Genomic DNA, 22,762 nt, shown 5'->3' on the forward strand with positions numbered 1-22,762 from the left:
CTAGTATATAAACATCTGTGGTCGAAAGAAACCAGTCCCACTTGACACGAACAATTAAACATTTCTCACCACCACCCTCCCATACTACGAATCCCTCAGTGTTTTCCGCACCACACCCGTATATTACTCCATGAACCCGCGAACAGATTACGAAGATGCTGATCCACAAACAGCACGTGCTTTCTTCGAGCTGTTCAAACGACACACGGATGATTTCTCCTTCGGGATCGACAACACGGCCCCTGAAGATGAGGAACTCAGAGCACACCTCACGCCAAGTAACCACACGACTGATACCGGCCGGTCAACATTCACTGTGACCGCGATTAATAACCAAGAGAGCTTTGAAAATATCGCTGAAACGGTGCAGACCCTCGGACTGAGTATCCTTGAAGAGGTACGGGAAGAACGCACTGATGAGACCATCGGCAACTACAAAAGCGATGTCATAACGGCGTACGCACCGCAGAACCTCGATGCTGAGTGGAACGTCCCCCACCTTGTCGTGTACGGCTCCCTCACACCAGAGTTCGAAGAAGCCATCCAAGAAGCCGTCGGTACACAGTTCAACATAACGAACGTCCGAAATCACGTCCTCATCTCAGGTGATTCTCTCACTCATACTCACTGCACTAGAATTGCCGACACAGTACAGGATGCTTCATATTTTTTCGAGGACGACCGTCAACATGTCATCTCCAACCTCCACACAGCTGCCCTCTGCTGACCGACCTCACTCCTCAGAAGAACCCCCGCAAACCCGACTCTCAACCGAGACAACTCCCTTGACGAATCCTTGGAATTCCGGTGAAGGCAAAGAATTTTAATCCTACACCCGCGCCTTAGTGAGTATGGCGAAAGGCCCGACGCTCACCCGAGACCAAACGGGCGCCCACCGTGTTCAGGCGTCTTTTACCACCGGTCGGTACTACTTTTCGCTGTCCGACCGTGCACAGTCGTTCTTAGTGAACACACGGAACTACAGCGAAAACCGCGAGATTGCCTGGACAACCTTCCGTACGCTTATCGTCACTGGCGACATCCACCTCCCGAAATCCAACAGTGCAAGCGTCTCCACTGCGGACGATCTCGCAACGCCAGCCAACCCTCGTGACGCGTCAGATAGCGAACTCCGCGAGCTCGCGTCACTCCTTCGTCGCGGCCGGTTCACTAATACGCAAATCAACCGCCTCGAGACCATATTCGAGGAAACTGACCTCAGTGATCACATAACCGCCGATGACCTCACTGAGAAAGACACAACACAAATCAATGAACTCCGGGATATCGCCCGGGACATCGAGCAAAAAGACACACTCGATGACAAGTGACCCAGACCACCACACATCAGACGCCACTCCCTCCTTTTGGCGTCTCAGCTGGCCAGACCGCTTCGCATATATCTTCAACCGGACTGCACTTGGCGCCGGTGTTCTCCTTTCCGGGTGGCACCTGTTCCACGGCAATTGGCTGCCTGGTGTCGGACTCTTGCTCCTCGTGCCTGTGTATTTCTATCTTCACGATCGCGTCGACGCCCCCTGATAACGCCAAACTCGCACTGCTACCTGTAACAGTGCGAGAGTCCCGCCCTTCCCGTGAGGGACGAGTGTTCCGACATGCGGTCGGAACCGAACAGCGCACAGACCCGAGTACCGGCCACCGTGGCGAGAATGTTGCCTCCGGGAGCTCTCAGACCGGCTGAGACTCCCACGGAGGAAACCGCGGCGTTCACGCCGGGGAAGATGTCATAACTCCTTTCCATACTTTTTACCCTAACCCCAACTAATACTTGCCTATGGAAAGCCCCACGAATACTGGCTTACGCGCTGAGCTCTATGCACCAGAGCGTGTGTGGTGCGATGAAATCGACGCATTCCTCGCGCACCTTGACCCCACTTGCATTACCACTCCCCACGGGCGGTTCGCACTCCTTGATGGGATCTACGATCACATTGGAAAATACGCTCCACTACCAGACACTACACAGCCGAACCGTAGTGGCGACGGTTACAATGGAGGTAGTTCCCGGCAAACGAACAAGAGAAAAAGTTGCGAATTCCAATTTCTCCTCGATGACCGTGACCGTCACACGTACACGTACTGGATGAACCCTATCAACTCTCTCGAAGTCACTTACGAAACAGTGCAGCAACGTGAGTATGAGGACCTTCCTGAAACTGCACAAGCCGCAACACAGTCACCTGACTTCAGCAATTACGGCTCTACCGGTGATCCGTACTACATGATCGGTGGTCTGCTCGTTGATCCGCTTGTCACGGATGACGCAGCGACCGCCGCTAACCACGTCAATGAACAACTCGCAGCATTTGCTGACCGTATTTGCTACGTTGCTGATCTCGAACGATTCACCGCACCGGGGTACGGAGACTCTCCAGAACACCCGGAAGAATATACGGGCTTCCGATGCCCTGTCAGTGCCTACGGAATCGGTGAAAAGACGACTCAGAATCTTGCACGCTGTTTTGGAGTGTATTCGAACATCCTCTTCAGCGACCATTCCGTCAGTGAGTTCACTTCCCCGAGTTTTGGAACGCGGCCGGACCCTACGACCGCAGAAGAAACAGTGAAAGAAACAACTGAACGATATCGAGACTTCTACGATCGAGGGGTTACCCGTACCGATTTGCAGCCAGAAGACCTCACCGACTACCCGAAACCTGCACCGGCGCAATCCATCACGACACCAATCCGATAAGCGGTACACGGTTAACTACCCCACCCTACTCGCTCGCGCTGACGCGGTCGTTTCGCTGAGGGTGGGTGGGTGACATGCGAGAAAATGAGCGGCTCCAATTTTCTCTCCAGGGGCCAGCATTTATTGGGGTGTTGTGGAATATTTCATGTACAGATGTCATCAGCCCCGTTTCCAGAAGATGATGCTGTCGAAATCACGAATCGTATCCCCGGTGCCCAGCTCCAAAGCGAAATCAAAGCCCTGTTGACTGACCCGACGTGGGAATCTCCGACAACAATCCAGGTCACACCGAGCGTTGCTGTGCAAATCGCTCGGCTACTGGATCCAGGGCATGTCGGTGCGTCGGTCGAAATTCTCGTGAAGGAATCAGCAGTGGGCGTTGATGAGCTCATCTCGGTAAGTGATCAGCGACGTCGAATTGAAGAGCAAATGCTGACACAGGGTGGCATCACTGAAGAAGAGGAAGAAGTACTAGCAAACTTGCCGACTCGCGGCGTTGAAATCCCAGCTATTGCGCCGGTTTGCTCGGTAGTTCAAGGAATCCTTCTCGGAGTTGAGGACTATGACGTGTGGGTGGAGAGTTCGTACACGGAGTCCGCACCGGTTCATTTTACGTACGCGTTCCCAGTGACCCCAGAGGCGGGAATCCGAGGCGCTGCGGGCCTCCCGTACGACCAAGGCCGCGAAAATCCGTTCGATGAAGACGCACTGGTCTTCGCTACGGCCATGGGGACAACGTACTCCGCTGAGGACATGCCGGACGAGTTGCTCAGCGAGGAATGGGCGCGCCGCCATGAACGCCCTGTGGAAGACGCGCAATCAGCGCCAGACCCCAAGACCAGCGACACCGAGGTGGGAGACGTCTTCTACAACACCAACACGGACGAGTACTGTTGGGTGCTCGCATTCGACCCAACGCTCGGGGTTCTGCTCCAGTACGAAGACGGGACATTTTGGGATCAGCAACTCCGTGACGATGGTGTTCCAGCAGGCCCGTACGAAGACCGCGACCTCCCAGAGGACTACAGTGGGCCGATTCCGAACCCGGATGACCCATGTGACGTGGAGAACCACGTATTCCCAGCTGAGAACCCGACCTCGTACCACGACCTCGAAGACGAAAACGGGATTTGCGGGAACTGTGGTCTTTCTACGATGACACTGATGGAACTGTACAACCAGTGGCCGTACAACCACGCCGAATACTCATGCGTCGGGTGTGGGACAACTGGGCCCGGTGAAGAACTCATCGGACGCTTGGAGGAAGTCGCGGTGTGCGAAGAGTGCTGGGATGAGTCACAGACGCCGCGCGAAAACTACCAACGCCTCACTGACTCCTGACTCTGACTGTCGCACCTCACTCATTCTCACAACTGGGGCACTTCGGCATATGAATTTCTTCCAAACTCACTTTCTCTGATTTTGTCAGCAGGAAAGGGCCGGGTGGGATTTGAACCCACGACCAACTGGTTAAAAGCCAGTCGCACTTTGACGAACTGTGCTTCCGGCCCACCCTCCACGAATTTCTTGTGCCGAGTATTGTGCTGCCCTCGAGCCGGGCAAGCGTCGAGGGAAGGATTCGAACCTCCACTCGTCCGGGTAACAGCCGGCTGCTTTACCAAGTTAAGCTACCCCGACACGCTATGAGAGGGCCGGCTGGGATTTGAACCCAGGTGATATCGCGGGTTAAGGGCCCACCGCTCCAGTCTGACTAAGCTACCGGCCCGCAGTACGGGTCACGCTGAGTGCATCGTGCTCGCTCGTGGTGTCCCGGAAGCGCCGCGGAACGGCGCCTGCGCAGCCCGGACAGCCCGGGCGCGCGGAGTCCGCCCTCCCCGATTTGAACGGGGGACACGCAGATCTACAGTCTGCTGCTCTAAGCCAGCCTGAGCTAAGGGCGGGCGGCAATCACGCTGTGCCACCTGCATGAGCAGTGGCACAACGCTCGGGTGCTGTTCCAAAACACGAGATCGGCGTGGAGCACGCTAGTGGGCTTGCACCATCGCCGGGAACGCTCGGGCGCGACTCCTCGCGTTCCGGTTAGTAAGAGGGGGTATATTTCCCCGTATTTTTCGGATTGACACCCGTGGCTCCCCGTGCGCGGTGAGCACCGCTGCGGTGACCGTGGGTGACAACCATCATCTGCATTTCGAGCAATGGGCTGCAATTATTTAAACGTTTGGCGGATGAGTGCCGTGCTGGTCACAAACTGCGTTTCTTGTACGCACGAAGCGCACTATCGAGGTTGGTGTCCGACGTTGGGACGGGTTCAACAGCGTGCGCGCCTCTCACACTCACCAAGACAGCCGCATCTTCAAGCGTTTCAGCAGCTGTATATTCAAAGCCAGCCACCTCTCCTGGCTGCGTTACCACAATATTGTCGCCGAACACGCCAATGACGAACGATGTCGGTGTGTCAAGCGGTGGTGCGAACGCGTCAGTGGTGTCCTCAGTGACAACCATCCCACCGTCGATCGGTGGCGTTGGTGTTATCTCAAGGGCGACTTCACCGTTGAATTCACCGAGGAAGTCACGAATCGCACCAGTCGTGATGGTGTCAGGTGGCCAGTCTGCAACCCGCGTCTCAGTAGTAACAGGCCTACCACAGGCGTGGCATTCATCTGGCGTGATGCGGCGCTGGTCGTGAAGAAGTGCGTCGAGATGCCCGACGTCTGTGGGTCCGGTGAAAACGGTTGCAGCATGAAAGTGCCTACTCGCCTGAACAGTCGCTAATGGATGCTTTGGTGATGGATGATCTCTACAGCGTGCTTCAACCATACCGATAGCATGAGTGGGAGCACACTGTTTCCCAACAGCCATGTGTGACTGTATGCGGAACACGCCTAAAACGTCAAGCCCCCATCGTTCTTGGAGTTCATCGACGAGGTAACTGGTGAACTCCCCCTGCCTACTCGCCGCCTTCGCCGGCTCCTTGAGGAAGGGGGCTTACCGCCTGCATTCAGCTAAATTCCGCACTTTTACTACTGTGAGTACCGACGTGTGTCTCATGGGAGTTGTTGATGCCCTACCCGACACACCTGTTGAGCACCAAACCGTTACCAGCCTCAGCAGCCACGATGCGATCACCGATTGCCTCCCGGTCCTCAGCATTGAAACTGCTGGACATATGCTGTCCGATCTTGTTCTCGCGCTGTGTTTAGTCACTGACGAGCAACGCTTGCTGTTGGCTTTCGACGGGAGTGGGTGGCAACGTCTCGATACCACCACGCACACTGATGGATTTGATATCGATGATGACGACATCGTTGCCTGGTTCGGTGACAAAGAGACCTATGAGTGGCTCACGCGGCACGGGATTAACCCAGATGCCACGCCACTCTCTGGGTACGAAACCAACAAGGATACCGCTCCTGACTTCCTGAAACCGAACTAAGCAGTCGGGGGTTGACCGTTCTGATTTTCAGTAGTATTTGGGAGAGTTGACCCCGGAGCAGTTCACTTGTCGTCGTTGAGATCCCACTCAAGATCTGGGAGGTCGTCATTTCCATCATCGACCGACTCGTTTGCTCCGGATTTTCCGTCACTGGTTGTCTCAGTGTTGCCTGAACGTCTGAAGTAGAGGGCGGCGAGCAGTCCCACAACTGCGACTGCACCGCCGATTAGTATGCTTCCCCATGGGAGGCCGGCGTTCTCGGAGTCATTATTCTGCGGTGGTGTTTCTGTTTGCGACGGCGGTGTCGTGGTGTTATTGGATGTCGTGTTATCGGTGGTGGGTGCGGTGAGGTCTGGGCGGAGTGCATGTGTCCCGTCGACGGTTGGGGCGTTCACGATTATGACTTGGTTGTCGTCTTGGATCACACGAAATGCATCTTCAAACCGATCAGTTTCTACGCGAATCGTAGTGTCGTTGAGTTGTGTCGCAGCGCGATCTAACAACAACTTCTTGTACGCGGTCTTGAATTCGGACGCATCGTTCTCTGAGTCCCATTGCGTAATCCACACGTAGCCGTGTTCGGTTTTATTCTCGCTGGTTTTCGAATACGGGTATATTCGGTCGGCATCCCACCCAGCTGTGATTGGTGACTTGTACGTGTATTTATCGTACCGCCCGTCACCACCTTCGTATGTCTGTCTCCAGTTTAGTGGGCCTTTCTCGTATTTGTAGCCCTGATACCAGAACATGATGTACATTGATGCTTCACCGATTACGTCGTAGCGTTGGGTGAGCCCGGGTTCGCGCTCAGCGATGAGTGTCCAGTTTTTCGTCGCGGTATCAGTGAACGTGATGTTCCCGGTTGCGTCTGTTGTGCGGTGAATGATCTGTTCGGTGGAATCCGGCGTATCACGGTATAATGCGTTCAATTCACTCCAATCATCACCGGTGACGTAATCGTTCGCGTATGCTGGTCCCTCAAAATACGGGAAGTAAATGGTGAACAGTACGCCGAGATTTTTCTGCTGGCTACTAGGCGATTCAGTCTGCGGAGGTGACGTCGTGGGCGTATTGACGCAGTCCCAATCGTCAGCACAGTGTTCCTTGTATCGGTTTTCGACAAGGGATGCATCACCTTCAACAAGACTGTCCACAGCGAGACTTGTGTCTTGGTAGTCTCCGCTGTATGCGTCGCGTTCCAAGTTGAAGTGTTGGTCTTGGAGTGCGTGCGTGAGTTCGTGGATGAGTGTAGCGTTGTCGAAGTGCAGTGTAGCGTCCTCTGAAGGACGAATCAGCTTAATCGCGTCATCACTGGGGCTGTAATATCCAACGACTGCCCCGGAGTATGCTGACTTGAGAGATTTCTGCACGTCGGAGTGTTCCCCTGAGATAAGCATTGCTTCCCAGACTTGGTTGTTCCATTCACCATACAGTTGTTGACTCGGGGAATCAGACTGGTTATTCTGAGTGTCTCGGTAGTTCGACCGCGTGATGACATCTACAGGAATGTCTTTCTTGAATTCGAGGCCGCGAATCTGTTCGACGCGTGCCATCCCACGGGAAACGTACGCTTCACGCTCGGCTTCCGTCAGGCCATCACTCTGATTCACGTCGATTGACTCGTTGTACCAGACACCATTTTCCCACCCAATCACATCTTCTTCAGGGTCGGGTGGCGCTGTCTGCTGTTGTGCTGTCTGAGTATTGTTTGTTGAGTTTTCCAATGTTGATACGGGTGGAGTTGTGGTCGTGTCTGTTGTTTCGGAGGGCGGCTGTGGCGCCGTTGGGGTGGTGGTAGCGGCGACCGCGCCACCGACGCTTGTGAGAAGGATCAAGGCGGCACACGTTATAGCCACTCCTGTAGACCGGAGAGAGCCCATAGTGTACTTACGTGTACTGCGTGCTATGGTTTATGCCATTGGGTCGGCACAGCTTTCGAGTGCCGAGTGCGGACACACCCCGTGTGCGATTTGATTTTCCTGGCAAAAAGAGTGTCTTGTCGTCGTCATGTAGTGCGATTTTCGGGATTTCCTTTGGCGGGAATGTCAAGCGCTTATACCTCGGGACCCGCACTCTTAATGTGAGCAATCGATGCCCTCTCCAGATACCACTACTCAGACTCCAGTTCACACACCGAGCTTTGAGACTGTTAGAGTCACTGACCCTACGTCAGACACGCCGCTTCGCACTGTGAACGTCCCGATTCGAGAAACGGTCACCGATATGGTCACAGAAACTGACCAGACCGATACTGAAGAGATCCTCCCCTCGAGTGCCGCATTCCGCGCGGCAGTTGGTGACTTCCAGTCGTATTTGTATACACGCATCCCAGACCTTCTTGGAGATGCATATCTGGCTGGGGATGCTGCTGTTCTCACAACAACAGACACAGCTGCGTATCTCCTTGTAGCTGAGGACTATCTGGATAAGCTGTTGCGTGATTGGCGTCGAGCCCGAACTGACGCAGAAGAAACAGTGAAACTTGCCCACCGATTGGAGGTTGAGAAGGTTGCCACAACTCACGATGTTGATCTGCGGAATCTTGGAGTAGAGGATGTTATGATGAGTGCAACGGCAGATACCCTTCCGGAAAATCCAATTGGACTTGCAGTCCCATTTCGGACGCCTGCACCCAAGCTAGAGTCTATTCCCCCGGCTACGCTTTCGTGGCGAGAAATCATGGTGGGAACAGCACAACTCGCTATAGATATCGAATCAAACGAGACAGAAGCACTCAGCGCATACTTCGTGTATACACGACTCCTCGCACAAGATATCACGCCACACGGCGCTTATCATCGCCTCACAGAGGCTTTTGGTGTCACTGATGACGAGCTCAGCGCACTCTTGGACACCGCAGCAGACGAGATTACAGCCAGCACTGGCGCCCCCAATACTGAGTATTTCGCTGCCCGGTACCATGTCCCTGAGGCTGTTGCAAGTATACTCCGAGAGTGGTGGAGTACCACCCCTGAAACTCCACTCGTAGACCATGACGCACTCACGTTCTCGGGCCCCGGGACAGACAGTTAACTTGAGGTGTCTGGGAGAAGCGTTTCAAGTTCAGTGTTCGGGTTTTCAGCGAGTGTGTAGTAGTATTGCAGTGTGAGCGCCCCGAATTCCCCAGGATCGTATGCGTTGTGAATGGTGTCTGCGAACTCGTCAACGGTTGTGAACATGGACACTGTCCCGACAGCGGAATCAGCGTGCGCATCTGCATCGATGAATCCGGGGATTGTGATCGGTGCTCCAAGCCGGATGGCCGCTGCGGCTGGTGCAAACACCGAACTCACAGCTTCTACCGAAGCATGTCCTGCATCGGCAAGATCGTACACGGTGAGGTCTGTGCAGTCATTCCCTTCGACGAGGATTTGAATACGGTTCCGCAGTCGCACACCAGTAACCCAGTCTAGCACTCCTGCGTCAAACACAGCTTCAGTGCTTGTTTCTTGAGAGTCCCCTCCAGAATGCGTGCCTGGGTCAGAAGAGCTGTGGGCAGGAGTCTCAGTTGCAGTCTCCCGGCTGAGCCGTGGTTCTGTGTTTCGGGCTTCAGTGAGCACACCGATAGCGTCAGCAATCCAACTCCACTCAGTGGCTGCTCCCGGTTCAAGGAGAGTCTTGTACGCGCCGAGTTGATCGTCCGTTGTCTCGATACCATCTGGGCATCGTGCAGCGCGGATCTGGTATGTCTGGTTCTGAGTTGGAACCGGGAGGTCTACTGGTGGTGTGCAACGCGTCTTAGCGAACGCATCAACTGCAAGTGCGACAAGTGGGAGTCGTGCTGCGGACACTGTGTGTGTTGTCGTAGTGATGCCGTAATTCGTTTTTGTTTGTGAGGTGGCTATCTCTGGGAAATCAGCATCATCTTTCTTCTCCTCAGTTCCTGATTCCACTGGCTCACCTGGCAAGAAGAGTAGTTCCCACGTATCGCATGTGGTTAGTGCTGGGCGAATAGACTTGTAGGCCAGTGTTTTCGAAAGCGATGCCTGTTGTTGGGGAGCAGTTGCTGCCATCTGCTTACGACTTTCTTTGGTGATCTCCCTCTTGAACCCTTGGTCCGAGTTCGGTGTTTGAGTTTGGGGTGCCCGGCATAGGTTTTAAACTGGTGCTCTGTGTAGAATAGTGCGCTGGCGGTTCTGGCGGGGACCGTTAGCAGTTGGGACCGGTTGGCGGCTGGTCTCTGACGTGATGTCACGTCTTGGGTGTCCGTGGTCGGTGATACTCGGGGACACCACCACACCACCCATTTTACCAAACCATTTAATACTTCAAAACACACCCTTTCACCCATAACCCCTTGTTTTCCACACCCCGCCCCACTGCAACCCGTCTTCACCCCGGATAACCATTTAGTGTCATTTAGCTCTATAATCGCATATGACTGACTGGGTTCCAAGCCCTGGCCGCAGCCAATTCCCGGCACTGTACAAAGACCGGGATACAACACTCGCCGCGGTCAACCACATCATCACGACATTTTTTCCCACAATAAAGCAAGAAGCCCACACTGTTGTCGCATTCAGCGAACTAGACGATGATGGTGTTACCGTTCTAAATGCTCTCAGGCGAGAGCCTCGGGCCACGCTTGACATGCTTCTCGCCGTGTCAGGCCTCTCAAAAGAAGACATCACCCACGATCTTAACATCGCTTCAATATACACCATCGAAGATACGTCTTCGATTCACACCGATGACCGCGCAACAGCGTTCGCACCCTACATTACTGACCGACTCACAACAGATCTGACAAAGCAGACCGTGTTGAGTGAGACGGCTGCAAAATTCATCCGGGATCAACGCCGTCACTACCGGGGCAAATTCGAGGAGGAAACACTCGATTTCCTTGCAGACGCAGGCCTCCCACTCCGCCCAGATACCGAAGTCGCCGGGCAGCCTGACATTGCAATTCCTGGTGATGGTAACATGGCGATCGTTGGTGAAATCAAAACCGGGAATAAGCAAGATTGGGGGACACGCGTCCGTGAACTCCGCTCTCAGTTTGAGCAACACAGTAAGACCCACCCAGAAGCTAAACTCATCTTGGTATGCGAGTTTGATGAACCAGTTGGTGATGACCGTATCACTGACATTAAAGACGAATTCAAACACCGTCTTGGAGACTTGCTGGATGGGTTCTACACGACCGATGACTTCGATCGGTTACGTGATGAGTGCACCATGTGGGCGCCGCAACATCAGGAAACAATCTCGACGTACACAACAAACAAATCGTGATCAAATATGACTCACAACCAAACCCAACTAAAGTCATTTAACAAGTCGTGCATCGACCCTCAGGATTTCTCTCGCGCCTATCCAGGAGACTACAACGAGCTGTACGACGAAATTGAAGAGCACTGCACACAGCTGGCTACCATCTTCATTGAGGAGTTCCCGATAACAGCAACCGAAAGCCGTGTCATCATTGACTTCGACGCCGCGACAACAACGCACTACCTGAATGCGATTACACGGAACCCAGAAATTGTTTTGAAAGCTCTCGCATGGACGTGTCATCTATCAGAACGCACAGCGAGAGAATTCATTGATGCGCCGCATTTGTTTAATCGGTCGGTTGCAGACTTCAACGCTGCGACAACAGACGATGCTGTCACCACCTTCATCGAAGATGGTTGCAAGGACTACTTACCAGCCACAGTCCCTGTTGAAACGGTGTTACTACGGTATTTCCGAACGAAAGAGCGGAATTGCACGCAACACACCCGCGGTGGGTTCTACGCTGAAGTCCACGAGATGTTAGAGATGCATGGCTTCGCGGTGACGCGGGATCACAGCGCCCCTGGTCGTCCGAATATCGTTGTCGCAGAAGATACTCCAGTTGAGCTGTCCACAGAGACAATCGCAGGCAAAGCCGTGAGTGCGAGTCGGAGTAATATCCAGAAACGCATCAAGCAAGCAAGTGCATGCTGTGAGACCCTTGCACAGGACGCTGGCGTCAAAACACGTGTCGGCATCTTTGAGATTCAGAACCATGAATTCGATAGTATGGCCGACCGAGAACAGTTCCGCGACAACATCGAGAACCATGATGGATTCACGCATGTGTTCTTCAGTGACGAACTTGGTGATTTCATCATGTTGTGCACAACGCAGTTCGATGTCACCGTCGACGAAAACAACCTTCCCGACGATGATACTGATAAGCAGTTGTTATTGACCAATCCCGCAATCCATGAGTGAGTCTTTCCTCTGTGTTCAGCACAAAGAAACTGTTAATTCCGCACGTTTTAGTTAGTAGCGCCACAATATGTGGCGTACGATGCAGCTCGCAGACCAGAACATCCAAGAACGACTTGCAGAAGGTGACCTCGTCATTGAACCACTTGATGATCCTGATCTCCAAATCCAGCCTGCGACAGTAGACGTTCGACTTGGGAACAAGTTTTTGAAATTCCAACAGGCGAATATTCCTCACATCGATCCGTTGGATGATGCTGAGGTTGAAGATTACGTGGAGGAAATCATAATTGACGACGACGAACAATTCATTCTCCATCCAGATGAGTTTGTTCTCGGGACAACCATTGAGACTGTTGGCGTTCCAGATGACTTGAAAGGCCAAGTTGAGGGCCGATCATCACTTGGCCGGCTCGCACTGGTAGTGCATGCAACAGCAGGCGTAATAGATCCCGGGTTCAAGGGGCAGATCACACTTGAACTGTCGAATCTTGGCAAAGCCCCAGTTGCACTCACACCGGGAATGCGGATTGCTCAGTTGGAGTTCATCGAATTGAAAGACCCCGCCGAACGCCCGTACGGTGAAGAACGCGGTTCGAAATATCAAGGACAGGAAGGACCGGTTGCGTCCCGCATCACGGGCGACCCCGACATTTAACGCCATCTGCGGGCGGCAGTAACACACACCATGACCCGTCCAAGAATTTTGTTGGCGAAATCGCGTTTCGACTGCCGAGATTTCCGGGCATTTATCCCGACATAACCCGTACTCAGAGACGTCACACAATGAGTTCTGACGAAGATTACGGAGCCGAAGATATCCAAGTTCTGGAAGGCCTTGATGGCGTGAAAGAACGGCCTGCGATGTACATCGGTTCTACAGATATCCGCGGTCTCCACCATCTCGTTTACGAGGTTGTAGACAACTCGATCGACGAGGCGCTCGCTGGGTACTGTGACCACATCGAAGTCACACTGAATAACGACGGGAGCGTCACCGTTGAAGACGATGGGCGTGGAATTCCTGTCGGCACCACCGAAGAAGAAGACCGGTCAATGGTTGAGGTTATCATGACCGAGCTGCATGCTGGTGGGAAATTCGACAACAAGTCTTACCAAGTTTCTGGCGGACTTCACGGCGTTGGTGTCAGCGTGGTGAATGCGCTTTCGAAAGATCTTGAAGTCACGGTGCACCGAAACGGCGGTGTGTGGCGTCAAGAATTCGACCACGGCTATCCGGTCCATGATCTCGAGCGTGCCCGAGACATGGATGCTGACGAGTCCACCGGGACCAGCATCACATTCGTCCCTGATGACGAAATCTTTGACACAACCGATTTCACGTATTCAACCCTTGAAGACCGTCTCCGCGAACTCGCGTTCCTTAACAGCGGTGTTGAAATCACACTCCGTGACGACCGGGATGAGGCGACTTCTAGTGAAGATACTGGCGATGGTGATACTGATTCTGAAGAGGGGACGCCTGCTGAGGGTCGGTCGGATACATTCCTCTATGAGGGTGGCGTGAAAGAGTACGTTCAATATCTGAACGAGACCCGCGAACCCATCCACGAGGATGTTATTTTTGTTCATGACTTCGATGAAGAGACGGAAATCGAAGTTGAGATCGCAATGCAAGGCACTGAAGATGTGCAATCGTCCGTGCACAGCTTCGCCAACAACATTAACACACGCGAAGGTGGGAAACACCTCACCGGGTTCAAAACCGCGCTGACGCGCATTGTGAACGATTACGCAGCCGAGCACGGAATGCTCGATGATCTGGATGAGAACCTGAAAGGGCAAGACGTGCGCGACGGTCTGACAACCGTTGTCTCCGTGAAGCACCCCGACCCACAGTTCGAAGGCCAGACAAAGACAAAACTCGGGAACAGTGATGCACGCAGTGTCGTGGAGAGTGTTATGCATGATGAGCTCACCACGTTTTTCGACGAGAACCCGGATGCGGCAAAGGGACTTGTTGGGAAGGCCGTCGAAGCGGCGAAAGCCCGGAAAGCAGCCGAAGAAGCCGAAGAATTAGCACGCCGGAAAAACGCGCTTGACTCAACGAGCCTCCCTGGGAAACTCGCTGACTGTCAGCAGCAATCGGCCGCGGACACGGAATTGTTTGTAACGGAAGGCGACAGCGCTGGGGGAAGCGCCAAACAAGCCCGTAACAACGAATTCCAAGCTATCGTTCCGATCCGTGGGAAGATTCTGAACGTCGAGAAGCATCGTCTTGACCGGATTCTTGAAAACAACGAAATCCGGAATCTCATCACCGCGATCGGTACTGGGATTGGCGACGAATTCGACATTGATGATGCGCGATACGACCGTATCATCCTCATGTGCGACGCTGACGTCGACGGAGCACACATCCGAACGCTCCTGATGACCTTTTTCTACCGGCATATGCGGCCGCTCATTGAGCAAGGATACATCTACGCGTCACAACCGCCACTGTACCGCATCAAAGATGGCGGAGAAACGTATGACGCGATGACCGAACAGGAACGTGAACGCATCATCAACGAGCAGTGTAACGGGAATCCCTCACAGGTGCAGCGGTTCAAGGGGCTCGGTGAGATGAACCCACAACAACTGTGGGACACAACAATGGATCCGGATAGACGGATTCTGAAACGTGTCACTGTTGAAGACGCTGCGAAAGCCGATAAGATGTGTAGCACACTGATGGGTGATGCAGTCGAACCGCGAAAAGAATTCATCCGTCAGAATTCCGCGCAAGCTGACTGGGTAGACATCTAAACGAAAAGCACCGCGGGTTTCTCCGACTACCGTGGGCGGGAATGAAGTCCATCATTTCTGCCGGATGTCGATCGTGAACTACTCCGGGGTCAAGCCCCGAGATACTCGGTCTGCTCCGCCTGTAGACTCGCGTTAGTTGATGGCGCGTTTTGACGTGGAGGACTGTTCGGGGGTTTTCTGGAGTATTTTGACACCAGTGATGACGAATCGAGCACCAGTGTCATGTGATGTGTCAACTTCGATTTCCCAGCCATGAGATTCAACAACGGCTTGGATGATGGACATGCCGTATCCAGAGCTTCCACCATCGGAATAGCCGTATTCGAAGATGTCATCTGCTATTTCTTCGTCAATCCCGGGGCCATCGTCTTCGTAGACGACTTTCCCGAGTTCGCCGTGCGTGTTTTCGGTATAGATTGTTATATTATCGCCGCCGTGTGCATCGGAGTTTTTGAGCAAATTCTCGAATACTGTTTGTAGTTTGTTCTTGTCGGCTTCGATTTGAGCGTTGGAGACGTCTACAGTGAGTGAATCCTGCAAGTTACTGGTGGAGAGTGCTCTAGTGACTACTTTCTTAACTGGAGTTGGCGATACTGTGATGTCGGTGTTTTTCTCTTGGATAATCTCGTACATGTCGGTGATGATCTGCTCAACCCGATTAGTTGCATCTGCTGCTTTGTCAACGCGTGTGAAAGCTTCATCATGTTCTCCGGAGTCCAGGTGATCTTTTGCTAGACCGAGGTTAGCTGTCACAACATTCAACGGATTCCTAATATCGTGCGTAATAGCACTTGAGAACTGTTCCAAGTCTCGTTTCCGTTGCTCAACTTTCTTCACGTACTCGACCTCGTCGGTCACCTCTCGTAGAATCAGCAAGTACCCGTCACGGTTCCCACTAAATTCAATGGGCGTTAGGTCCGGTAGGTACCAGTGTTTCTGATCTCCCACCACTATCGAGAATCTGCCAGCGTCATCTCTGTCTTCGAAGATTTCGGTAATTGTGTCCTCGTCAAACATCGGATGTTGTGCGATGGGATTGTTAATGTAGTCTTGATGGAGGACACTCGAGTATGTCTGTTTAACGGCGGCATTGTAGTCCACGATTTCCTTGTTACTATTCAAGACGAATACTTGTTCACTGGTGTTATCGAACACGGGCCCAGTGACACTTTCAACATCAAGCATCCCGTTTTTCACAGCGAAAGTCGTTAAAATCCCGAAAGTCAGCATTCCAGTAGATGACCATGGTAGTGCTGCAAGAACCGATTCGTCCAGTGAAATACTCATCAGATTTGCGAATACAGCAATAAGCACTCCTGCAATGACAAGTTGAGTGGTTCTCTCGGAGCCAGTTGCATTGTCCCAGTATCTGAATAGTGAGAGTGTTCCATACCCCAAGAGAACGTACGCACCAAACGCTGTCACGGAGAGAATGGCTAGCTCTTCAAACGAAGTGTAAGTGTATCCAGCATATGCCTGTGTGACTGCTTTCCCATACAGTAAATCAGCAGATGTGGCCGAGTCAACAATCGTGACAGCAACGTATGAACCGATGAGTGCGCCTATGTATAGTCGTGAGTGAAGAGATTCATGGAATCGGTCACCAGTATAAATACTAGCAAAAACGAAAACAAACACCGCACTGAGGATCAGTGTTAACCCTCCCATTGCGAGTATGAATTTTTGCTCTGGGATGCCCGTCATGACGGTTTTGACAGCAAAGAGCCCCCAGCCGATCGCTCCAATAAGAATGGTTGCAACAATATATTCACTCCCTCGTTCAGTCCCCACCTCACTGTAGAGGTACCATGAGAGAGCAATTAATGAAAGAGCCCCAATGAGATAGACCGTGCTGATTCCGGGGTTCAGATAGTTCATCCTAGCCCAGTCTAGATACCGGATGAAAATAAACACCTAGCGTCCAATCACGTTAAGCCATTATGCCTGACAGTTTCATTTTTCACGGTCATTGAGTAGTCGGAAAGCATGAGGATCGTCGTACTCGTCACGAGCCTCATTCCGTGTTCGTCTAAGCAGGTAACTAAGAGAATACCAGAACCCAGTGACAATCGTAATTACAATGCCTCCCAGACCGGCGACTTCAACTATCTGCCAGAATTTGTATGGCGGCCCCATAGATGTGAGTTTGAACCCGGTGAGGTAAACCGCAAACAAGACCGCGCTAATACCAGATAAGAAGGCGCTGATTCGTCGGTAGAAGTGATAAGTATCAGTGAAATATGCAAACCGTGTAAAAAGTGCGAACAAAAAACACAACGCCAATGCGACACCCCCGAAGAAACTATTCATTGGTGAGTACTACTGAAGATTCCGCCATTCTTAGTTTTGTTGTATTCGACTCACTCCCCCTACCCAGACTTTCTTCACTAACGCTTGTCAATGAAACTCCACAGAACGATGCTTCCTGTTTCATTTGCAATAGCTCGTGTCATGTGTTTCATTGGTCATCACCTCGATACTGCGGCTGCGTGCGATCTCTGGCACGCAGTCACCGCGACTTAATCCACTCCAACACGAACACGAAGGAGTCAAGACTTCTGCAACTCCCCCAACAACAAGTCAGTTCGGCGTGTGTTTCAGGACTCAGTTTCTGCTACCGGTTCGGAATCCCGTTTCGTGCCTGCGTCTTCTGCTTCGAGTTCAGCCTCGAGTTCATCCATCTCTTCATCGGTCGCATCAGGAGTAGTGGTTGTGGGGGGTTCCTCACCGTCAGCTGTCCCATGAACATCCTCCCGGAGTGTTTGTAGCTCACCTTCGACCTCGGAATCGCGGATTTCTTCGTCTAATTCTCGCTCGATTTGATCTCGATCGTCGAGCGCGTTATCAAGCGCACCTGTTTCTTCGAGTTCATCAATCGCGTCTGCACGCGCTTCTTTCTCTTCAATTTCGTTTTCCATTTCTTCTATGGTACGTCCGACAGATTCCATGTCCGTCCCGGCGCCAGTTGCTGCTTCAGCTGCGGATGCGCTTGCTTCAGCAGCACTGTGTCGTGCTTTGAGCGTCTCTTTTTTCGTCCGGAATTTTTCGATTTGCGACTTCAGATCATCCTTCTGCTCGACGAGTTGATCCTCTTGATTTTGCAGGGTGGCAACTTGGTCATCTAGTTCTTCCACTAGCGCCATCTTCTCTTTCTTTTTCTCTAATGCCCGTCGTGCGAGGTCTTCGCGGCCAGCCTCCATCGCTTCCCGGGCTTGGTCATTATGCTTCTCAACCTCAGATCTGAGGTTGTCTCGTCTCGTTTCTAATCGGTTGCGCTCCTTCGCAACTTCCGTGATGCTTTCCCGCACATCGTGCAACTGATCTTTCAGTTGTTCGTGCTTGTAGTCTAATTGTTCGCCCGGATCCTCAACGCTGTCTAAGAGTTTAGAGAGTTTTGCGCGGATGATATGCGACGCTCGTGCGAAGATACCCATGATTGGTGTTCACCAGGTCGTGTGACCTTACAATCCCGTAATCCACACACTTTCAAAAGCGTTTGTTTTCCTAGCTTTCATCTTTCCCGGTGTCCTGATGTCGTGTCTTTCCAAACGATCACAAGAACATTCTCACCGGGAAAGCATCGCGCGCTTGCGCGCGCAAGTGCGGGGATTGAAATGCCTCGAACCGGTATACGTGAGTGTCATAGCACAACAGCGAAACTTGTCGATATCCACAAGTCTGAGTTAACACTATGAGTACGGAACCACCTACGAATTCGTCTGACGCTTCCAACCCTGACTTTGCGGCTGAAGTCCGGGACGTCAGGTTCGAAGATGAACTGGAGCAAAGCTATATTGACTACGCGATGAGCGTCATCGCTGGCCGCGCCCTACCCGACGCCCGAGACGGCTTGAAACCTGTGCACCGTCGCATCCTCTATGCGATGCACGAAGATGGCGTCACCAGCAACAGCGGGCACCGAAAAAGTTCAAGTATTGTTGGGACTACGATGGGGGACTATCACCCGCACGGCGACTCCGCAATTTACGACACACTTGTCGGGATGGCGCAGCCATTTTCAATGCGACACCCTCTCGTTGACGGGCAAGGAAATTTCGGGTCAATTGACGATGACCCTGCCGCAGCAATGCGGTACACCGAAGCGCGGATGAGCCCTATTAGCGAGGAACTCCTCAGTAACATCGAAGAAAACACGGTTGACTTTGAGAGTAACTACGACGACCGTCTCGAAGAACCGACGGTGCTCCCAGCGTCGTTCCCGAACCTCCTAGTGAACGGAAGTACGGGAATCGCAGTCGGGATGAGCACGAAAATCCCGCCGCATAATCTCGGCGAGATCATTGACGCGACAACGCACCTCATCTCTTACCCGGACGCCAGTATCGACGATCTCATGGAGCACGTCCCGGGTCCGGACTTCCCAACTGGCGCGACGATTGTTGGGCGGAATGGTATTTACGAGGCGTACAAGTCTGGCCGCGGGAAAGTACGGATGCGCGCCGACTACGAAATTAAGGAACGCGATAACGGGTCTGACCGCATCATCATCACGGAGATTCCGTACCAGGAGAAGAAAGCGCGGATGATTGAGCGTATTGCGGATGATGTCACCGACGGTGATCTTGAAGGTGTCACCGACATCCGCGATGAGAGTGACCGCGACGGTATCCGTGTCGTGATCGATCTGAAGCGCAGCGCCAACACGGACGTTGTCGAAAACAAACTCCTTGACAACCACCTGGAGACGACGTTCGGCGTGCACATGCTCGCGCTTGTGGACGGGCAACCCCAGGTTCTCAACCTGAAAGAAGCTCTCCAAGAGTTCATCGACCATCGGCGTGAGGTCGTCCGGCGCCGGAGCCAGTTCGAGCTTGATGAAGCCGAAGACCGCGCGCACATCCTCGAGGGACGTCTCAAAGCACTTGACAACGCGGAAGACATCGTGGAACTCATCCAAGATAGTGAAGACCGAGATACTGCGGTCGGTGCACTCGAAGACGAGTATGACTTCTCTGAAGCGCAAGCTGAGCACATCTGTCGAATGCAGCTCGGGTCGCTGACGTCGATGGAGGCTACCGAGATTAAAAACGAGTATGAAGACGTTCAGACCCGTATTGAGGAGCTCACGGAGATTCTGGAAAACGATGACCGGCTTGATGAAGTCATCATCGAAGAACTCGATGAGATTAAAGAGAGTTACGCTGATGATCGCCGCACGAGCATCATTGAAGACTCTGGGAGTGTCACACATGAAGATCTCATCCCGCAGGAAGACATCATTGTGACACTCACTGAAGACGACTACATCAAACGGATGGGTGTCACGCAATTTGACACGCAGAACCGCGGCGGGAAAGGCATCATCGGGATTGACTTGAAAGATTCCGACACGGTGTCCGAGGTGTTCGTGACAAACACGCACGCAGACATTCTCTGCTTCACAAACCACGGCCAAGTCTACCAGCTGAAAGGATACGACATTCCCGAATTTGGTCGCACAGCGCGTGGCCAGTCTGCCGTGAATGTCTTGGACTTGGGTGACGGCGAAGAAGTCACGGCACTCGTCGATGCCGGGTCGTTCAGCGATGATCAGTATGTGTCCATGGTTACCGAGCAGGGGTATGTGAAACGTACCGAAGCTGGCGAATTCCAAAACATCCGTTCGACGGGTATCATCGCCGCGAAGCTCGGTGACGACGACGAACTCGTTGATGTTGAAATCACAGACGGAAACCAGGATCTCGTGTTGACGTCGAAAGCCGGGAAGACCATTCGGTTCGATGAAACCGACGTGCGGTCGATGGGGCGCACAGCACGCGGTGTCCATGGAATGCAGCTGGAAGGTGACGACACGGTCGGTGGGATGGTCGCCGCAAACGGCAGCGACAAAGCACTACTCACCATCACTGAGAATGGATACGGCAAACGCACTGCGCTATCCGAATACCGCCAGCAGTCTCGCAACGGGAAAGGTGTGATTGACATTAAGACTGAGGGGCGGAACGGGCCGGTCGCGGATGTGAAACCTGTTGCTGCCGATGACGAGTTCATCGTGATGAGTCATAACGGGCAGATCATGCGCACTAGCGTTGCCGACATCTCTGAGGTGAGTCGGAACACGAAGGGTGTCACGATTATGAGCCTCGAGGAGATGGACACCGTGGCGAGTATCGCTGTTGGCCATTCGGCCCTCGCTGAAGACGAATCTGATGCCGCTACCGGAGATGAAGACTCCACCGAGGAAACTGTCGCTGACACCTCACCGTAGCGGACACAGCTGACAGCGAATCCCCACCCCTGCCACCCGTTCCGCTACTCTACTTCACAATGTCTTGGTTTTGGTGGAAGCACGCCTGACAGCAGAAGATGTTCCCGATGTCTACAGGGCCGCCGCACCCGATGCACGTATCGACCGGGTCGGGGTCGTTTCGTTGGCATTCCATATCGCAATACCGTGTCGTGAGGGAGTACAGTGCGCTTTCACAGGTGCGGCATTCACGCAGGTGGAACCGGTGGATGTACTCAGCCCATTCGATGTCGTGGCCTTTCCCGACGTGCGTAGCGAGGCCGTGCAGGTCGTCACTTCCGTACTCGTAGCAGTGCCGGCAGACGAATCGATAGGTGTGGATTACCGGTGCGGATGATGGAATACCGTCTTTTGATCGGAGCGGTGAAGACAGGTACGCATCGTCGGGGTTCGTTGGTGCGTCAAGTGGTCCTCCGTATTCGAGCGCTCCAGCAGCGCATTCAGCAGAGCAGAATGGGTCATCGACGCGAACCCATGTGGTACCGCAGAATTGACACGGGACTTTGTCATTGCTGGTGTCCACTTCAGGGTCGGATTCGCATGGTTCACAGTATTTTTGCCCGATATCACTAAGCACTGTTTCGCAGTGTGCACACCGGTGTAATGGGTGCGCGTTGAGATAGTCATTCCACGTCAGCTCAGAGTCAGATTCAACGTGCTCTCGGAGGACAGAGATGTTGTCCGTGCTGAAGTCGTTACACTCATCGCAAATGAAGTTCGCATCAACGTCGTATGTACTGCCAAGCGAAACTTCGAAGTCAACGTTCCCGTCGCTGTCTGCTGACAGTAATGGGTATTCTGGCTTGTCTTCTTCACCTGGTGGCGGCTCAACGTATCGCTCGTCATCGGTATTCCTGTGATCTTCAAAGTCGAATTTTGAGACTACGTTTTCACCACTCACTAACGCTTCTGAATTTTCGGTTGGTGTGTCGGCGTCCTCAGGAGTAGGATGGGTGTTGTCCATGGTTGAGTCTTCGGTATGTTTCTCGGGAGCAGTGTGAGTGTCCGGTTCGTCCGGGCAGTCGTGGGCGTTGTCTACAGGTGCGATGTCGTGAGGGAGTGCTGTTCCACACCATGGACATGGATTTGGTGGTGAGGTGTCTTTGTCACGGCAGGTGTCATTACAGTAGAATGCTGGTTCGTCAAGTGGCTCCGAACAGGTCTGGCAAGTGAATTCTGCGCGTCGTTCCTTGTATGCACCCCACCATAATCCGTGTTCTTCTGTGATGTGTTCCTTGAGTTCAGGGAGTGTCCCGATGAAATCGGCGCACATCTCGCAGTTGAAACCGGGTTGCGGGGTTGTAGGATTGGTGTCGGCGTCGGAAGTGTCTATTTTCGATTGTTCGGACGACATGCTTTGCCACGTTCTTACATACACCTAAGATAGTACACAGGGAAATAGTCTAGCCTGCCG

General features: G+C 53.0%; 17 protein-coding genes and 4 tRNA genes. 11 read left to right on the plus strand and 10 right to left on the minus strand.

Annotated features, from left to right (window positions below):
* The first annotated feature begins 130 nt into the window (after positions 1-130).
* The 4 genes from QYL91_RS15940 to QYL91_RS15955 all read left to right on the plus strand — a co-directional run bounded on the left by QYL91_RS15940 (position 131) and on the right by QYL91_RS15955 (position 4,057).
* Entirely contained in the window at positions 131-727 is a 597-nt protein-coding gene (locus tag QYL91_RS15940; RefSeq protein ID WP_302083735.1) for a hypothetical protein, read from the plus strand.
* Between the two features lie 124 nt (positions 728-851).
* Positions 852-1,331: a hypothetical protein gene (locus QYL91_RS15945; protein WP_302083737.1), complete on the plus strand. Its 480-nt coding sequence runs from the start codon at positions 852-854 to the stop codon at positions 1,329-1,331.
* Positions 1,332-1,795: 464 nt separating this feature from the next.
* Entirely contained in the window at positions 1,796-2,716 is a 921-nt protein-coding gene (locus QYL91_RS15950; RefSeq protein ID WP_302083739.1) for a hypothetical protein, read from the plus strand.
* Between the two features lie 153 nt (positions 2,717-2,869).
* The gene (locus QYL91_RS15955; RefSeq protein WP_302083742.1) at positions 2,870-4,057 is read left to right on the plus strand and encodes a hypothetical protein; all 1,188 of its coding nucleotides are present in this window, start codon (positions 2,870-2,872) and stop codon (positions 4,055-4,057) included.
* 94 nt (positions 4,058-4,151) lie between these two features.
* On the opposite strand, the gene QYL91_RS15960 is transcribed toward QYL91_RS15955, so the two are convergent.
* The 5 genes from QYL91_RS15960 to QYL91_RS15980 form a co-directional block, all read right to left on the minus strand.
* Positions 4,152-4,227: transfer RNA gene (locus QYL91_RS15960), tRNA-Lys, on the minus strand.
* 53 nt (positions 4,228-4,280) lie between these two features.
* Positions 4,281-4,354 (minus strand) — tRNA-Asn (locus QYL91_RS15965).
* 10 nt (positions 4,355-4,364) lie between these two features.
* Positions 4,365-4,442 (minus strand) — tRNA-Lys (locus QYL91_RS15970).
* Positions 4,443-4,541: 99 nt separating this feature from the next.
* Positions 4,542-4,617 (minus strand) — tRNA-Tyr (locus QYL91_RS15975).
* A 301-nt stretch (positions 4,618-4,918) separates the two neighbouring features.
* Positions 4,919-5,536, minus strand: coding sequence for a hypothetical protein (locus QYL91_RS15980; RefSeq protein WP_302083745.1), 618 nt, complete (start codon positions 5,534-5,536; stop codon positions 4,919-4,921).
* A 187-nt stretch (positions 5,537-5,723) separates the two neighbouring features.
* Here QYL91_RS15980 and QYL91_RS15985 point away from each other — a divergent pair, with 187 nt between their 5' ends.
* A complete protein-coding gene (locus QYL91_RS15985; protein ID WP_302083748.1) occupies positions 5,724-6,110 on the plus strand; it encodes a DUF7964 domain-containing protein in 387 nt (128 codons plus the stop codon).
* A gap of 62 nt (positions 6,111-6,172) precedes the next feature.
* Here the strand turns inward: QYL91_RS15985 and QYL91_RS15990 are convergent, their stop codons facing one another.
* On the minus strand, positions 6,173-7,990 hold the full coding sequence (locus tag QYL91_RS15990) for an Hvo_1808 family surface protein (protein ID WP_302083751.1): 1,818 nt from the start codon (positions 7,988-7,990) through the stop codon (positions 6,173-6,175).
* 343 nt (positions 7,991-8,333) lie between these two features.
* Here QYL91_RS15990 and QYL91_RS15995 point away from each other — a divergent pair, with 343 nt between their 5' ends.
* Entirely contained in the window at positions 8,334-9,143 is an 810-nt protein-coding gene (locus QYL91_RS15995) for a hypothetical protein (protein ID WP_302083753.1), read from the plus strand.
* Here QYL91_RS15995 and QYL91_RS16000 read toward each other — a convergent pair.
* On the minus strand, positions 9,140-10,123 hold the full coding sequence (locus QYL91_RS16000; protein ID WP_302083755.1) for a hypothetical protein: 984 nt from the start codon (positions 10,121-10,123) through the stop codon (positions 9,140-9,142). The genes QYL91_RS15995 and QYL91_RS16000 overlap by 4 nt on opposite strands.
* Positions 10,124-10,487: 364 nt before the next feature.
* On the opposite strand from QYL91_RS16000, the gene QYL91_RS16005 reads away from it, so the two are divergent.
* The 4 genes from QYL91_RS16005 (at position 10,488) to gyrB (ending at position 15,080) form a co-directional block, all read left to right on the plus strand.
* The gene (locus QYL91_RS16005) at positions 10,488-11,345 is read left to right on the plus strand and encodes a hypothetical protein (protein WP_302083758.1); all 858 of its coding nucleotides are present in this window, start codon (positions 10,488-10,490) and stop codon (positions 11,343-11,345) included.
* 6 nt (positions 11,346-11,351) lie between these two features.
* Positions 11,352-12,311 (plus strand): hypothetical protein, encoded by a 960-nt coding sequence (locus QYL91_RS16010; RefSeq protein WP_302083760.1) that lies wholly within the window; start codon positions 11,352-11,354, stop codon positions 12,309-12,311.
* A gap of 79 nt (positions 12,312-12,390) precedes the next feature.
* Complete coding sequence (gene dcd / locus QYL91_RS16015; RefSeq protein WP_302083762.1) at positions 12,391-12,966, plus strand: dCTP deaminase; 576 nt, start codon at positions 12,391-12,393, stop codon at positions 12,964-12,966.
* Positions 12,967-13,094: 128 nt separating this feature from the next.
* Positions 13,095-15,080 carry a DNA topoisomerase (ATP-hydrolyzing) subunit B gene (gyrB, locus tag QYL91_RS16020; RefSeq protein ID WP_302083764.1) on the plus strand — a complete coding sequence of 662 codons (1,986 nt, stop codon included), beginning with the start codon at positions 13,095-13,097 and terminating at the stop codon, positions 15,078-15,080.
* 132 nt (positions 15,081-15,212) lie between these two features.
* On the opposite strand, the gene QYL91_RS16025 is transcribed toward gyrB, so the two are convergent.
* Entirely contained in the window at positions 15,213-16,958 is a 1,746-nt protein-coding gene (locus QYL91_RS16025; RefSeq protein ID WP_302083767.1) for a sensor histidine kinase, read from the minus strand.
* Between the two features lie 719 nt (positions 16,959-17,677).
* The gene (locus tag QYL91_RS16030; protein ID WP_302083770.1) at positions 17,678-18,514 is read right to left on the minus strand and encodes a PspA/IM30 family protein; all 837 of its coding nucleotides are present in this window, start codon (positions 18,512-18,514) and stop codon (positions 17,678-17,680) included.
* Between the two features lie 257 nt (positions 18,515-18,771).
* Between QYL91_RS16030 and gyrA the strand changes: the two genes are divergently transcribed.
* Complete coding sequence (gyrA, locus tag QYL91_RS16035; RefSeq protein WP_302083772.1) at positions 18,772-21,309, plus strand: DNA gyrase subunit A; 2,538 nt, start codon at positions 18,772-18,774, stop codon at positions 21,307-21,309.
* Positions 21,310-21,358: 49 nt separating this feature from the next.
* On the opposite strand, the gene QYL91_RS16040 is transcribed toward gyrA, so the two are convergent.
* On the minus strand, positions 21,359-22,702 hold the full coding sequence (locus tag QYL91_RS16040; protein ID WP_302083775.1) for a hypothetical protein: 1,344 nt from the start codon (positions 22,700-22,702) through the stop codon (positions 21,359-21,361).
* Between the last annotated feature and the right edge of the window lie 60 nt (positions 22,703-22,762).

The organism is Salinibaculum rarum (assembly GCF_030505615.1).
GTDB classification, from domain to species: Archaea; Halobacteriota; Halobacteria; order Halobacteriales; family Haloarculaceae; genus Salinibaculum; species Salinibaculum rarum.